Origin of the sequence: Pedobacter montanisoli (genome assembly GCF_022809115.1) — a bacterium.
Lineage (GTDB): Bacteria > Bacteroidota > Bacteroidia > Sphingobacteriales > Sphingobacteriaceae > Pedobacter > Pedobacter montanisoli.
This window is the reverse complement of record NZ_JALGBH010000001.1, coordinates 370,963-385,105: the sequence shown is the minus strand read 5'-3', so window position 1 is coordinate 385,105 and position 14,143 is coordinate 370,963. Positions and strand designations below refer to the sequence as shown.

At 39.4% G+C, this 14,143-nt stretch carries 12 protein-coding genes; 9 read left to right on the top strand and 3 right to left on the bottom strand.

Annotated elements, in window-relative coordinates:
* Nucleotides 1-214 precede the first annotated feature (214 nt).
* The 3 genes from MMF97_RS01725 to MMF97_RS01715 are packed head-to-tail and all read left to right on the top strand — an operon-like array spanning nt 215 to nt 2,568.
* Complete coding sequence (locus MMF97_RS01725) at nt 215-565, top strand: PadR family transcriptional regulator (protein WP_243358030.1); 351 nt, start codon at nt 215-217, stop codon at nt 563-565.
* Nucleotides 566-577: 12 nt separating this feature from the next.
* Nucleotides 578-2,191, top strand: coding sequence for a PspC domain-containing protein (locus tag MMF97_RS01720; RefSeq protein WP_243358028.1), 1,614 nt, complete (start codon nt 578-580; stop codon nt 2,189-2,191).
* Nucleotides 2,192-2,202: 11 nt separating this feature from the next.
* Nucleotides 2,203-2,568 (top strand): hypothetical protein, encoded by a 366-nt coding sequence (locus tag MMF97_RS01715; protein ID WP_243358026.1) that lies wholly within the window; start codon nt 2,203-2,205, stop codon nt 2,566-2,568.
* A gap of 330 nt (nt 2,569-2,898) precedes the next feature.
* On the opposite strand, the gene MMF97_RS01710 is transcribed toward MMF97_RS01715, so the two are convergent.
* Nucleotides 2,899-5,619, bottom strand: a complete 2,721-nt coding sequence (locus tag MMF97_RS01710; protein WP_243358024.1) for an Ig-like domain-containing protein — start codon at nt 5,617-5,619, stop codon at nt 2,899-2,901.
* 730 nt (nt 5,620-6,349) lie between these two features.
* Here MMF97_RS01710 and MMF97_RS01705 point away from each other — a divergent pair.
* Nucleotides 6,350-6,643, top strand: a complete 294-nt coding sequence (locus MMF97_RS01705; RefSeq protein WP_243358023.1) for a GIY-YIG nuclease family protein — start codon at nt 6,350-6,352, stop codon at nt 6,641-6,643.
* Nucleotides 6,644-7,261: 618 nt separating this feature from the next.
* On the opposite strand, the gene MMF97_RS01700 is transcribed toward MMF97_RS01705, so the two are convergent.
* Entirely contained in the window at nt 7,262-7,894 is a 633-nt protein-coding gene (locus MMF97_RS01700) for an NAD(P)H-dependent oxidoreductase (protein WP_243358021.1), read from the bottom strand.
* A 6-nt stretch (nt 7,895-7,900) separates the two neighbouring features.
* Nucleotides 7,901-8,497 carry a TetR/AcrR family transcriptional regulator gene (locus tag MMF97_RS01695; protein WP_243358019.1) on the bottom strand — a complete coding sequence of 199 codons (597 nt, stop codon included), beginning with the start codon at nt 8,495-8,497 and terminating at the stop codon, nt 7,901-7,903.
* Between the two features lie 183 nt (nt 8,498-8,680).
* Here MMF97_RS01695 and MMF97_RS01690 point away from each other — a divergent pair, with 183 nt between their 5' ends.
* The 5 genes from MMF97_RS01690 to MMF97_RS01670 all read left to right on the top strand — a co-directional run bounded on the left by MMF97_RS01690 (nt 8,681) and on the right by MMF97_RS01670 (nt 13,990).
* Nucleotides 8,681-9,664: an outer membrane beta-barrel protein gene (locus MMF97_RS01690; RefSeq protein ID WP_243358017.1), complete on the top strand. Its 984-nt coding sequence runs from the start codon at nt 8,681-8,683 to the stop codon at nt 9,662-9,664.
* A gap of 740 nt (nt 9,665-10,404) precedes the next feature.
* Nucleotides 10,405-10,977 (top strand): hypothetical protein, encoded by a 573-nt coding sequence (locus MMF97_RS01685; protein ID WP_243358015.1) that lies wholly within the window; start codon nt 10,405-10,407, stop codon nt 10,975-10,977.
* Between the two features lie 84 nt (nt 10,978-11,061).
* Nucleotides 11,062-11,274 (top strand): (4Fe-4S)-binding protein, encoded by a 213-nt coding sequence (locus MMF97_RS01680; RefSeq protein WP_243358013.1) that lies wholly within the window; start codon nt 11,062-11,064, stop codon nt 11,272-11,274.
* A gap of 1 nt (nt 11,275) precedes the next feature.
* Nucleotides 11,276-11,677 carry an OsmC family protein gene (locus MMF97_RS01675; protein WP_243358012.1) on the top strand — a complete coding sequence of 134 codons (402 nt, stop codon included), beginning with the start codon at nt 11,276-11,278 and terminating at the stop codon, nt 11,675-11,677.
* A gap of 123 nt (nt 11,678-11,800) precedes the next feature.
* Nucleotides 11,801-13,990, top strand: a complete 2,190-nt coding sequence (locus MMF97_RS01670; RefSeq protein WP_243358010.1) for a T9SS type A sorting domain-containing protein — start codon at nt 11,801-11,803, stop codon at nt 13,988-13,990.
* Nucleotides 13,991-14,143: the final 153 nt, after the last annotated feature.

The following is a 14,143-nucleotide window of genomic DNA, read 5'->3' as shown; positions in this document are numbered from 1 at the left end:
CCGAAGGTAATTTAGTTCAGCATCTAAAAAAGAGAGTAGAGCCTGAAACAGCCTGTTCCGGACTCATTTCGGGAAGTTCAGAATAACGAACAACTACAACATAAGTGGAACTATAAAAATAAATTCATTGATAATCAGATAATTGTGAATTATTTGTGAGAATTTATAGTACTATGTATTGCATATTACTATATAAAGCATATATCTTTGTATTATGATAGCAGAAAATACGCAAACCCAAATGCGCAAAGGCATACTTGAATATTGTGTGCTGTTGATCATCTCCAGAGGAGAGATTTACGCGTCTGATATAATAGTGGAGTTAAAGCAGGCCCGACTGTTGGTGGTAGAGGGTACGCTTTACCCACTACTTACCCGCTTAAAAAATAACGGGCTTTTAAGTTACAACTGGGTAGAATCTACATCTGGTCCGCCCAGAAAATATTATGTGCTTACCCCCGAAGGTAAACAGATTCTAAGCCAGCTGGATAAAACCTGGCAGGAACTGGTTTATGCCATAAGCACATCTAAACGAGAGGCCGATACCCAAAACCCCGAAAATTAAAAATTGAGCATCATGAACAAAACTATTATCATAAATATTGGAAATTCTATTATTCACATAGAAGAAGAGGCTTACGAGGTTTTAACCAAGTACCTGAATGAAATTAAACAGCACTTTGCCAAAACTGCCGATGATTTCGAAATTGTAAAAGACATTGAGAACCGCATTGCCGAAATGTTTGCCGAAATACTGGCTAAAAAGCAAAACCAGGTAATTGAAATGGCTGATGTGCAGGATGTTATTGCGCAAATGGGCAGCGTTAAAGATTTTAGCGATGAAAGCGAAGAACCTGAACAAACCTACCCTTACGAGCAGTTTGCTGGCATTAAAAAACTGTACAGAGATACTTATGAAGGTGTATTTGCCGGAGTATGTAGTGGTTTAGGGCATTATTTCAACATAGAGGCTCGCTGGATCAGATTAATATTCTTCTTATTGGCATTTGTTGGTGGTACCGGACTTCTGGCTTACCTTATTTTATGGATAGCTATGCCAAGAGCTACCACACGTTCTGAACGTATGGAAATGAAAGGCGAAGCTACCAACCTGTATGGTTACAAGCGCAGTTTTGAAGAAGAGCTTGCCGCTATAAAAAACAATATGAGATCGGCCGGCGACCAGTTTAGACCATTAGCACAAAGCTCAGGAAATGTGATTACCCAAATGTTTAGAGGTATAGGTAAATTAATTGGTGCTACGGGTACGCTTTTAGGCAGAATTATAGCCTGGTTTATCGTGGTATTTGGCTTCTGTGCCTTGTTGGGATTAATTATAGCTTTAGGTGCGTTAATGGGTTTCTGGAGCGATCATATTTATAGCGATTTTCCTTTTAATATCATTAACAGTCCGTTTAAAGGTGAGTTTGTATTAAGTGCTTTTGTAGCTGTATTTATTCCTTTATTGGCTCTGGTACTGTTTGCGGTTAAAACGATTAATCAACGTTTACAGATCAGCAAGTATGTATGGTTTGCTATGTTAGTCGTGTGGCTTGTTGGTGCTGCAACGGTAAGCTTTAATGTAGCCCGCATCGTTTCTGAGTTTCAGGAAGAAGCAGAGATTGCACAAAAAACAGAGCTTAAAACTTTCCCTTCATATACCATTGCTGTAAACCCTAACATGGTTTTCTCTAAAAAAGACAGTGTTGATTTTAACCTGAAAGATTATGCATTGGGTTCAAATATTGTTATAGATAATTTTGATGAAGGACCTTTCAGAAGCCCTAGAAATGTAAGGGTAGAGTTTGATAAAAGTGAAGATGGTAAAGTAAGCATTATGAGGTCTTATAAATCTAATGGCAAAACCTTTAGAAATGCTTTAGAGAATGCACAGAACATGGAGTATAAATATATCATCGCCGATTCGCTCATTACTTTAAATCCGCGTGCTATTTTAAAGGAACATGCCGTATGGAGAGATCAAAGTGTTGTATTGACCATTAAAGTGCCTGTAGGTACCAAGATCAATATTAACGATAACCTGTACAGATATTTAAAATTCTACTATTACTGTCATGGAAATGATAACGAATACAATACGTACAGAATCTGGATCATGACCGAAGAGGGGCTGAAGTGTAAATATGATGTAGATCATGCCAACGATAAGGAAGACAACGGCGACCAATAAAATATTTAGATATGAAAAGGATAAGCTTATTGGCTGTAATTTTACCGCTTACTTTACTGGCCTGCAATTTTAATGAGGGCCGCAGATCTTTTAAAACCATTAAAAATGATAATGGGATTTCATTTACAGGTCTTTTCCCAGAGGATGAAGACCCCGTTCTGGACAATTATCTGAATAAGGCCTTAAGAAGTGAAAGCGCAAGAGTTTTAGATCATACTTCTGAGAGAAAAGAAATTGTTATGCCGGGTAACGGAACTTTTTACCTGAAGCATCAACCGGGTGTAATTGAAATGAAAATACTGAGCCGTGAAAACAGCATGCAAAATATGCAGGATTTTGAAAGGATCATTAAGGATATTAGGAAAGTGTTGAAGTAGAAGAGTTAGGTTTGTGAAGGAACCCTTTACACAAGTCTTTTCTACCCTCATGCCGGGTAGCGGCAGTTACTTTTTTATCGCAAAAAGTAACCAAAAGCTCCCGGCTCGAACATTTTCTTTTAAAGCTCGAGTTAAAGCAGAAGAGCTGCCTGCCGAAAATCTTCACAGGCCGGTTAGATCAGTAGAACGGTTGTTGTTACGTTTAGCAAGATGAATGACTACATTATTAAGTAACCTGAATTGGATTAATTTATCACAAAAACATCTAATTTGAAGGCAATAGACCCCGAAACGAGTTGGGATAATGGTGACACAATAATTATGAACTTTTTATTTAACACTATATCTTAATACCGTACGGGCTACATTACCGTTTTTATCAAATCCTTCTACCACAACTTTATAAGTTCCTTTTCCATCGGCATTGTAAAACTCCAGGCTTGTATTGCCTTTTTCGTCGGTGATTACTTTAGGGTTCCAGTAAATGGTAGTTCTCAAATCGTTATTGGTAACAGGTGCATTAGGCAGGTATTTAGGCGAGTAAAACTCACGTTGTTTGCTATAACCCATCGGACTATATTTTGCCTCGTATTTTTTAGGGATCATATCTAAAAACTCTTGTTTAGATATTTTTTCGCCTTTAGGTGCTTTCTTAACATTAACCACAATAACGCCCTTGGTATTGTACGTTCTGTCTATAGTACCCAGCGGATCGCTTAAAAACAGTTCTATAGATTCAACTTCATTGCCATTCAGGTTACCCAGGGCAACGGCATCTACCGGCATGCCATTTAAAAATATAGATGCGGGAACACGACTTCCGGTATTGTAATCGCGTGATACATAGAATTTCTGCTCATTAAAATCATAAGTAAAACTACCCGTAAGTGCTTTTAAACAATCTAATACAGAGCTGCAGCCTGTAAGCATATTGGCATCTATAGAACGATCAGGGATTGGGCTCAGCCCTGAAAGTGCGGGGTAGTCACGGTGACTGGCTTTTTTAATTACCGAGCCTTTAATCTCCACTTCTTTCAGGGTACGCATAAAGCGGTATTGTTTCTGACTGTTGGTAAGGTAAGGAGATAAAAGTGTATCTATGTTTTCACGCTCATCTGCCCAGCGCAGATTGGTGCCTTTTGCTGCAGATGGCATGCCATCTAACATGATCATAAGGTTGGTGTAATTAGGGTTGTAACGGGCTGTAATTACCACTTGTGATGAATCAGGAAATACAAGGTTGTTGAAATGGAAAACCCCTAAGTTACTGGTTACCGTTTCGGCAGATATAGGTTTGCCGGTAACCATCATACGCATAATACCTTTTTTAACTGGCATACCGGTAAGGTCTCTCAGTGTACCACTGATGCTAATGCCCTGCTCAGGCAATAAAAACACATCAGGGTATTTGTTGGCCATAATGTTTTTATAGCTAAACCTGCGGTAACCCTGTGTAAGCATTAGGCGGTCTAAATCTGCCAGCTTCTTATCATCAGTTTTATTAAAATAATAATTAGGTTTTTCTACATAGCCTTTCAGATCTGAAGTAAGTAATAAAGAGCTCAAAATGGTAGTTTCATTGTCTTCATCAAAAGGCACTTTCTGCTCATCTACCACACTTACAGAAAAATCGCCTGCTACGGGTTGTTCCTTGCTTTTTGCGTCTAGGCTCAGTTTTACTTTCTGGCGAGGTTTATATTGTGGCAAATCTGCTTTTGCGGCAATGTTTAACACATTTTTATGCAATACAAAAACCAGTCGTTCGCTAATAGGTTCTTTATTTTCGTTAAAAAGCGTAAACTGTACAATGCCCGAAGGAAAGTTCTCTTTAGAGATTTTAGCATTAACCACCTGACTTTTGAGACTTAAACTGGCTCCATAACATACATTATTGGTGTTTTGTCCTACCAGATAAAAAGTTTTGTCTTTATTCTTTTCAAAATAGCTGGCATTGGTTAAAACCCTTAGGTTAATCATATCAGTAGGGTTATGCTGGATTTGTATGCCAATGCCTTCCTGTTGTGCTGCCGGTAAATCAATGGTTTGGGTACTGCCATCTTTTAAAGTGTATTTTGCTTTGTATTTTTTCCCCGTTGCAGGGGTAAAATAAAATGAGCCTATACCTGCAAAAGAAGAAGTAAAGGGTACAACTTCGGTGTTTTGCTCATCTAAAATGCTTCCTTTAACATCAATACCCAGGCCATTAGTGCCTATTACTTTAAAGCCTACCTGATTGGGTACATCGGCAAGGAGTTCACCACCCTCAGGAAAGAACTGAAAATCTACTTTTTCGAGGTTCTGCTTTAAATTAAAGGTTGCACTGGCCAGGCTTTTTTCACTAAGGCTTACATCGGCTACTATGCTACCTTTGGTTATGGGTTCGCCCGCTTTACTGGTTACGGTAACGGTTAAATAACCATTGGCATCGGTGGTACCTTTACCGCGGGTAAATACATCATAATTATGAAAAATACGCCAGTTAACCGTTTTATTGGCCAAAGGTTTTTTATTGATGTCTTTAAACTGAATGCGGGCAGTGGTTTTAATGCCTTTATCTGCCGCCACATTGTTATAGCTGATGTTGGTAATCAGTTCTTTGTCTATGGCTTCGCCAATTAAAATGCTTTTATTAAAGAAATAATTAGGGTCACTGTTGAGCATCCATAAAGTATAGGCTCTTATATAGTAATTGCCTTGTTTAAAGTTGTTTATACTTAAGGGGATGTTGCCGTAGGCTACACTGTTTTTTACGGGTAGTTTTAGGGTTTGTACCAATGAATCTACCTGATTGTACATTTCTACATATACAATTTTGCTCAGTTCTGATGGGAAATTATGTGTGGTGGTAACATAGGCCTTGAACCATACGGTATCTGCTACGGCATAGTAGGGTTTATCAAAGTGCAGATATACTTTTTCTATAGGTTGTTCTGTAGCTAATTTCTTGGTTTTATTGATAATGGTTGATAAAGCTGCGGTATCTGCCTGTTGTGCAAACGCCATGGTTATACCCGAAATAAATAAAAGAAGAAAGATTTTAAATTGTTTCATCTGATCAGAATTGATGTACCTGCGCTAAATATATTGATTATTATGCAGCAATTGCCCAATGGCTTATGATGTTTAACAAAATTTTACAGTTGGCAGGTACCTCACCAAGGTCACTTTATGCCACTGCTGTTACCCACTACACCGTCACTCTGAATTTATTTCAGAGTCTAACCCCTCTTTAGAGAGTCTAACCCCTCTTTAGTTAGATGCTGAAACAAGTTCAGCATGACGCATGTATTTGAGGGATGATGCCCAGATGGGAAATGTGATGGGTATTGAAATTACTTATAATCCTATTTCTCCCATCTCCTGATTTAAAGTAATTAGAGATACTGGAACACTTGTTCCGCTACTTTGGGAAGTTCAGCATAACGTGTTATTAAAGCCATCTCATAATAATCACAGTCGCTGATTATAACTACGGCCGTCATCTTAATTCTATATCCTCCGCCGTCACTCTGAATTTATTTCAGAGTCTAACCTCTCTTTGGTAAGATGCTGAAACCAGTTCAGCATGACGCATCTATTAAGGACGTCTTATAATAATCACTGTTGCTATCATAACCGCTATCGTCATCCTGAATTCATTTCGGGATCTGTTTCCTTATAGTTGTAGATGTTGGCTTAGGATGCTTAGGTACTTAAACCAGTTCAGCATGACGCATGATGGAAAGGCATGGCGTGAGTTTGAAATTATTGAACTCTAGTCAAAAATGAATAACTTGTGTAAATGGAAAGAGGCGGCTGCGTTTATATCCTAACCAATTACACCCATACCACCTTGTATGTTGGTGTTACTTCAGAACTGTATTTCAGAATACAGGAGCATAAAGATAAATATGATCCTAATTCTTTTACGGCTAAGTATAATTGCAATAAATTGGTGTACTACCAACAGTTTGCCACTATAGAAGAAGCCATTGCAGAAGAAAAGCGACTAAAAAACTGGCATAGGCAATGGAAACTTAACCTGATCAAGGAGCATAATCCTGAGTGGAGAGATCTATTTGAGGATTTGGATTAAGTTAGAAGCATTTATCGCTGTCTTCTGATTGGGAACGATAAAAGATGCTGAAACCAGTTCAGCATGACGGTTCGTGGGAAGCGTTACGTGAAAAGAGGGACTTAGGCCTATATTAAATAGTCTGTAACCACTATTGCCAGTAACTACTGCTATTACTCGTTGCGTCACCCTGAATTCATTTCAGGGTCTATCCTCCTCTTTAGCTAGATGCTGAAACAAGTTCAGCATGACGTACAGATGTGAAGCAGGGTAAGTAGAAAGTTCAGCATGACGCGTCTATTAAGGATGTCTCATAATAATCACTATTGTTCTCATAACCGTTATCGTCATCCCGAATTCATTTCGGGATCTGCTTCCTTATAATTCTAGACACAGACTTAGAGCGAAGCGTAAAGTTGCGAGTAAATTCATATCAGGATTCTATCCCCTCGTTGGTAAGATGCTGAAATAAGTTCAGCATGACGTACAGATGTGAAGCAGGGTAAGTAGAAAGTTCAGTATAGCGTTTAATAAAGAAAAAAAGGTTGTTTAAATTGAGTGTCACATTGAGCCTGTCGAAATGCGACACTTACTCAATGCAACAGCATCCTGTTTTTAAACAACCCTTTAAATTTGTGCTTATTTGTATTCTATTACAAAATCGACTAAAGACTGACGTACCTTTTTAAGGTTAACCAACCAGTCGTTTTCTGCATCACGGTAACCAATGGTTAAGATGCTCACACTTCTCAATCCTTTTTCACGTAAGCCTAAAAACTCATCAACTTTGGCATTGTCAAAACCTTCCATTGGGGTGGTATCTACTTTTAACATAGCAGCCTGCGCTATCGCCATACCAAAACCGATATAAGCCTGTCTGGCAGCGTGCTGAAAATTCTCTTCGGCAGTACGTGGTATCAACATACCTTTTAAACGGGCAACATACTCTTCAGTAGCGCTGGCCGGAATGCCCCTCTCGGCATTGGTACGGTTAAAAACCTCGTCAATATTTTCGTGGGTATAGTTATCCCATGCTGCAAAAATCAATACATGTGATGCATCTACAATTTGTGGCTGGTTAAAAGCCAAAGGCATTAATTCTTTCTTTTTATCGGGATTGCTAATAGCAATAATCTTAAAAGGTTGTAAACCCGATGAGGTTGGGGCTAAACGTGCAGCCTCCAAAATCATATCTACTTTTTCTTGTTGAACAGCTTCGCCATTCATTTTTTTGGTGGCATAACGCCAGTTTAATGCTTCAATTAAGCTCATAAATTTTTAATCGTTGATATTTTTAATAAAACCTTTAACGGCATCTAACAACACCTGCTTTTGCAGAGTATCAGCGGCGCCGGTCATGTTAACCATACTAATAGAGGCCAGTCCATGCAAAACAGACCACAGGGTATGAAACTTCAGAAAAATACGCTCATCGGTAGCTGCAGGTACCAGTTTTCTCAATACCTCAAATATGGTAGAGGTAAAGCGCTTGATCTCGCCAATCTCATTTACCTGCTGACAACTGGGTATGCCCAGTCCAAACATGAGCCGGTAATAACAGGCATGGCTAAATGAAAAATCGAAATAAGCCGCAGAAAGCGCTATAAGCTGTTGTGCCGGTTCGGTTTCAAGTGCAGTTTGCGTAACAATATGATCTGTGAGGAGGTTGAAACCTTGCTTAACAAATTCTTTCTGTATGGCTTCTTTGTTCTCAAAATGCGTATAAACCATAGGCAGGCTATAGCCTATGCGTTCGGCAATCTTGCGTATGGAAACGTTTTCCCAGCCTTCTTTTTCCAGCAACTGGCGGGCAGCTTCTACAATGGCTGTGCGTATTTTTTCTTTATGTATCGTTTTATGTGAAAGGTCTTCCATGGTTGTGGTTAACACTGTTAGCAAAATTACAATGTGTAGTGTTTACCTCAGTAATAAAAGAAAGTTTTTTACCAAAATATGATGTTTCAATTTTTCCTAAAAATTGAAACAAAAGCTTAAAAACAGCGTTTATTTTTATGCAAGCATAATATGTTTGTTACCTTAAACACAAAACTAAGAACTATGAAAAAGTTATTATTCGCTGCCTTATTACTGGCAGGTACTTCTGCTGCTACTTACGCTCAAACCGATAAGGGTTTTTATTTAAAACCCGGGGCCAGTTATTTTATGAAAGTTACCCCTGTTGAGTTTCCGGCGCTGAATGGTAAGCCTGCCCGCGACCGCGTGTTTACCATTAATCCCAATACGGGTGCTACCAGTACCATATCTGAAACCGCGTTAACCGGTTCTTTTGGACAGGGTTGGCGTGCGGGCTTAGCTGGTGGTTACCAGTTTAACCCTATACTGGGTTTAGAACTGGGGGTTAACTATTTTGAAAGTGAAAGCCAGGATATGATGAAAATGACCGGGATCATGAATGGCAATACCGTTTTAAGCCTTTACTCTAAAGGTAAAATAAAAGCACTGGATGTTGCTCCGGCCCTGGTACTAAGAATTCCAACCAAAGGCGATTTTAAACCTTATACCAGAGTAGGGGTAATTGTACCGGTTTATGGCTACTTGCAAATTAATACCTCTGTTAACGACAAAACCGGAACCATAGCCAGAGAAAATGGCTTTACTTCGCCTCCGGGTACACAGGTTAATCTGGTGTTAGACCGCGAAGAAAAGATCAACCCTCAAGCAACCATAGGTTTCCAGTCGGCCATAGGTTTTGATTATAAGCTGGGTAAAAACATCAGCCTGTTTTCTGAGTTAGAGTACCGTAACGTATCGGTAGGGGGAAAAGACAAAGAGCTGAAAAAATATGATGGTACCGCTACCGTTGTGGTTTCATCTACAGGAACAGTTGTGGGTTCGCAACAGCTTACCTTAGCTAACCAGACCAACGGCGACAGGAATGTGAATTACCATAAAACCATTACTTCTGATATGAACGTTAAAGGTTCTGCCAATTACGATTCTTCTAAACCTTCTGATGATTTGCGTTCTTATGTAAACATTGGCGGTTTGGGCTTAAATGTAGGGATCAAGATCGGGTTTTAAGCTTTAAAATTTTTTACAGGGCGGGGTTTGGGCGTAGGCTCGGGCCCCGTTTTTGTTTTTGAGAGTCGGATGTCTGATGACGGAAGTTGGTAGTTGGGAAGTGTATAGTCTGAAAGTCGGATGACCGAGGTCTGAAGTGTGTAGTCAGGAAGTTGAGAGGCCGATGTCCGATGACGGGAGTCTGAAGTTTATAGTTCGGAAGTCAGGAGCTCATAGTCAGGAAGTCCGATGTTTGAAGTTGATGTGCCTTTCTATAGTTTAATATCTGCGTCATGCTGTGTGCTCCCTTCACGTCATGTTGAACTTGGTTCAGCATCTATTGCCGCAGAAAGACCCTGAAACGAGTTCAGGGTGACGACATGGTTGTAGAGCAATTTAATATAAGCGTCATGCTGAACTGGGTTCAGCATCTTTATACTTAGCATTGTCACATTGAGCCTCCCGAAGTATCGGGACAAGTTGTCGAAATGTGAATGCTCCTGCAACTGGGCTTCGACAATCCCGATAGCTATCTGGACAGCCTGATACAGTCCATTTTATGTTACAACCTACTTTCCTATGCCGTCATGCTTTCCTATTTCCGTCATGCTGAAATTTGTTCAGCATCTTTAAGGGTAAATAGACCCTGACTTGGAGTAAAGCGGAAAGCTACGCAGTAAAACAAGTTCAGGGTAATGGCAACAGTATCTGACTATTTCTTTAATATTCCATATATTAGTATACCGAAAAACTAAAAAATTATGAAGAAGATCATTTATTTATTCATGCTTGTATCTTTATGTTCATGCAAAGACCAAAAAACCAAGGATATAGAGAAAATGCAGGCCTCTGTTGATAAGGCACTTAAAGATGCCATTTTTAAACAAAACCTTGAAGCCGATATTAAGGAGTTTAGCTTTGTTAAAGTAGATACTTTAAACGAAAACAAATTAGACTCTCTCAGAATGTTCAATAACCAAAAACACATTGATTATCTTCTTGATGAATCTAAGCGTTATATAGCACTTATGAAAAATGAGCTTAGCCAAATGGAGTTGCAACAAAGCATAGGGATGACAGAGGGAGTAAATATCTCTAAACGTGATTTTGAAGAGCATAAAAACAAAGCCACTATGCTAAGTGATTCTGTAAGCTATTATCAAAACATCAATGATGGTATTGAAAAAAGGATCCAAACCCGTAAAAATCCTAAGACCATATACGAACTTAAAATGTTTGTTAAAATGATTTTGAAAAAAGGCAAAGAAACCGGAAACATATTAGATACTACTTATCATCATTTTGATGAAAACATCAACCTGATTAAAGACTAAATAAGCCAGCTAATTGTATTTTGTAGTTAAATAAAGAATTGTTTATCCGATATAACTATTTCTGAAAAATTTAACCTTAAAAAGATGGAAACACATGAATATGATAACGGTGAAATTACCGTGATATGGAAACCCCAGCTTTGCCAGCACTCGGGCATTTGTGTAAAAATGCTGCCTCAGGTTTACAATCCTAAAGAGCGCCCCTGGATCAAAGCTGAAAATGCAAATGCCCAGCAACTGAAAAACCAGATAGAACATTGCCCTTCGGGTGCTTTGTCTTATAAGTTAAGATCCTGATATGGCGGTAAAAGTAAAAGCAACCTTAGGTCTTGAGAAATACTATACTGAGGTAATTGCTGGTGAAAACCACCTGATCACTGATGAGCCTGTAAAGAACGGCGGTGGTAATAAGGGTTTTAATCCTTATGAGATTCTGGCAACTTCTCTGGCAAGCTGTACTGCTGCTACTTTGCGCATGTATATAGATCGTAAAGGCTGGAATATACCTGAAATTAATGTAGAGGTAGAGCTTGAAAATTACCCGCATATACAGACAGCGCAATTTACCAGAACCATCAGTTTTGGAAATGCAGTAATTGAACCGGGCTGGGACGATAAGATCCATAAGATTGCTCAGGCCTGCCCTGTGCATAAAATACTGAATGGAAACATTGAAATTCAAACTTTATTGGATTTCTGAAAGCTGGTGTAGGTAGGTACAGATGCAAAAAAAACTGAACCCTTAAAGCTGCTTGAAAGTATATAACGAAATTTATGTGCCACATTTATAAATCAACATCATTCTAATCTTAATTAAGCTCGCATGAAAAGACTTTTACTCTTTATTTTTATGGCGTTTTATGCTATAAGCACCTATTCGCAGGCCATCATATTTGTTCAAACCCCTGTAAATACACCTGGAACATCAACCTACAGAGCACCTAACGGAACATCGGCCCATACCACCTTCAGGGCGGCATTTATTATTCCGGCAAGCGAACTTAACGGCGTACTCAATACAAATACCATCATTAAACGATTGGGCTTTGTCTATAGTTCGGGGGTAAGCTCAGCCGCAGGGGGTAATTTAAAAATTTACCTGCAAAACACTACTGACGCAAGCTATTCTAAATCTAATGTCTGGTCTACTATCCTTACAGGTATGACACAGGTTTATGATGGTAGTTACAGTCTTCCTGTAGGTACAACTACAGCCGCAACTACAGATATTGGGCTAAACAGTAATTTTACCTATACCGGAGGAGGCTTGTATGTTGCTTATGATTATCTTGGTAGCCAGTTTGCGACTACTCCTGCAGTATATAATTGTGATGTTTCTTCTGCTCCAGGTTCACTTGTTGATGATCTAAGTAGCACCACCACACCTCCGGTAACCCTTACCCAAAGCAGTAATTTCAGGCCTACCCTTCTATTTGGTATTAACAATCCTTACCAGAATGATATTATGGTAAGCAGTTTAGATATTGGCTTTGGAAAAACCAATAGAATGATTTCTGGAGCCATTAAGGCTACTGTACAAAATAAAGGTGCGCAAAATGCCAGCAATATTCAGGTAAGCCTCAATGTTACGGGAGCCAATACCAGCAGCCAAACCTTTACCATACCCAGCTTAAACGCAGGCGCAAGTACGCAGGTATCTTTTAACATGGTTAACACCAATGTGGGTAGCCAGAACATTGTTGTGAGCGTACCCAATGATGAGAATAATTCAAACAACTCAATGCAAAAAGCACAACAGGTAGGTTGTGGCGAGCTTGCCTTTTACAACACCACCGATGCTCCTTTTGATGGGATCGGCTTTAATACCGGAGCCGGAATACTGGCCGTAAAATACTTGTCGCCGGCAGTAGGGATCAGTATCAGTGGTACCGAAGTGCATATAAATCCCGCAGCTACCAGTGTAAATAAGCAGGTAGGGGGTGTACTGTTAAATGCCAATGGTGTTATTTTAGCCGAATCGCCTTTACAGACTATTACCAATGCAATGCTAGGCACCAAAGTGGTCTTTAATTTTCCAACTGCTGTTAATATCCCGGCCAATACCAATTATTATGTGGCCCTCAAACAAATGGCTGGCACACCGGGTTATTTCCCTGTGGGTACTTTTGCACCTGCTGATGTTCCTGCCGGACGTGTTTACTCTTTTTTTGTAAATGGTGGCACTGCGACAGAATACACCAATTTAGGTACTTTAATGGTAGGCGCTCTATTAAGCCCTTATGCAACAATCAGTAGTTCAACCACAGGTATAATCAATTCAGGTACCAGTGTAACCTTTACAGCCAGTCCTAATTTTAGCCAGTATATCTTTAAAGTAAACGGCAATGCAATGCAAACCGGAGCAGGCAACACCTATACCTACACGCCTTTAAATAATGATATAGTAAGTGTAGAAGCTGCCTTAAATGGCTGTAGCGCTCCTGCAGCAAGTATTACCATGCAGGTTGACCCCAGTTTGCCTATCCGTTTATACAGTTTTACGGTGCAAAAAGAACAGCAGAAGGTAAAAGTGAACTGGCAAACATTAACCGAAACAAATAACAAGGAATTTATTGTTGGCCGTTCAACTGATGGTATTCATTATACCGAAATTGCCAAAGTACCGGGAGCCATTAACAGCCTTAGCCGTAAATATTATCAGGTGGTAGATGCCACTCCTGCACCACGCATTAACTACTATAAACTGGAACAGTTAGACTTAAATGGGCAACTGACTGAAATTGGCATTAAAGCTTTAGACTTTAGCTTTACAGGTAACCAGCTTAGTCTTTATCCAAATCCGGTAAAAAATGTACTTAACATCAATTTTGTGAGCAATACATTTAACCAGTTACAGCTCTCAGATGTTACCGGAAAGGTAATTTATCAGGCACAATTGAACGCTCAGACCCAAGCTCATCAAATTAACCTGTCGGGTTATCCGGTTGGCGTTTATATTCTTTTACTTAAAGGTGCACAACAACAATTGCAGCAAAAAGTAATTAAAGATTAATGTTTGAAGTCGGGAAGGTTGGTAGTCCGAAAGTCAGATGACGGGAGTCTGAAGCATCCCTATTGTGCGTCATGCTGAACTTATCCTTATACCGTCATGCTGAATTTAGTTCAGCATCTTTACTTAGCGTTGTCACATTGAGCCTCCCGAAGT

Coding starts and splice junctions, on each gene's coding strand:
- MMF97_RS01700 (WP_243358021.1), bottom strand. CDS start 7,894: ATGAGCTTAATTGAAGCATTAAACTGGCGTTATGCCACCAAAAAAATG.
- MMF97_RS01695 (WP_243358019.1), bottom strand. CDS start 8,497: ATGGAAGACCTTTCACATAAAACGATACATAAAGAAAAAATACGCACA.
- MMF97_RS01675 (WP_243358012.1), top strand. CDS start 11,276: ATGGCGGTAAAAGTAAAAGCAACCTTAGGTCTTGAGAAATACTATACT.
- MMF97_RS01715 (WP_243358026.1), top strand. CDS start 2,203: ATGAAAAGGATAAGCTTATTGGCTGTAATTTTACCGCTTACTTTACTG.
- MMF97_RS01685 (WP_243358015.1), top strand. CDS start 10,405: ATGAAGAAGATCATTTATTTATTCATGCTTGTATCTTTATGTTCATGC.
- MMF97_RS01710 (WP_243358024.1), bottom strand. CDS start 5,619: ATGAAACAATTTAAAATCTTTCTTCTTTTATTTATTTCGGGTATAACC.
- MMF97_RS01720 (WP_243358028.1), top strand. CDS start 578: ATGAACAAAACTATTATCATAAATATTGGAAATTCTATTATTCACATA.
- MMF97_RS01680 (WP_243358013.1), top strand. CDS start 11,062: ATGGAAACACATGAATATGATAACGGTGAAATTACCGTGATATGGAAA.
- MMF97_RS01690 (WP_243358017.1), top strand. CDS start 8,681: ATGAAAAAGTTATTATTCGCTGCCTTATTACTGGCAGGTACTTCTGCT.
- MMF97_RS01670 (WP_243358010.1), top strand. CDS start 11,801: ATGAAAAGACTTTTACTCTTTATTTTTATGGCGTTTTATGCTATAAGC.
- MMF97_RS01725 (WP_243358030.1), top strand. CDS start 215: ATGATAGCAGAAAATACGCAAACCCAAATGCGCAAAGGCATACTTGAA.
- MMF97_RS01705 (WP_243358023.1), top strand. CDS start 6,350: ATGGAAAGAGGCGGCTGCGTTTATATCCTAACCAATTACACCCATACC.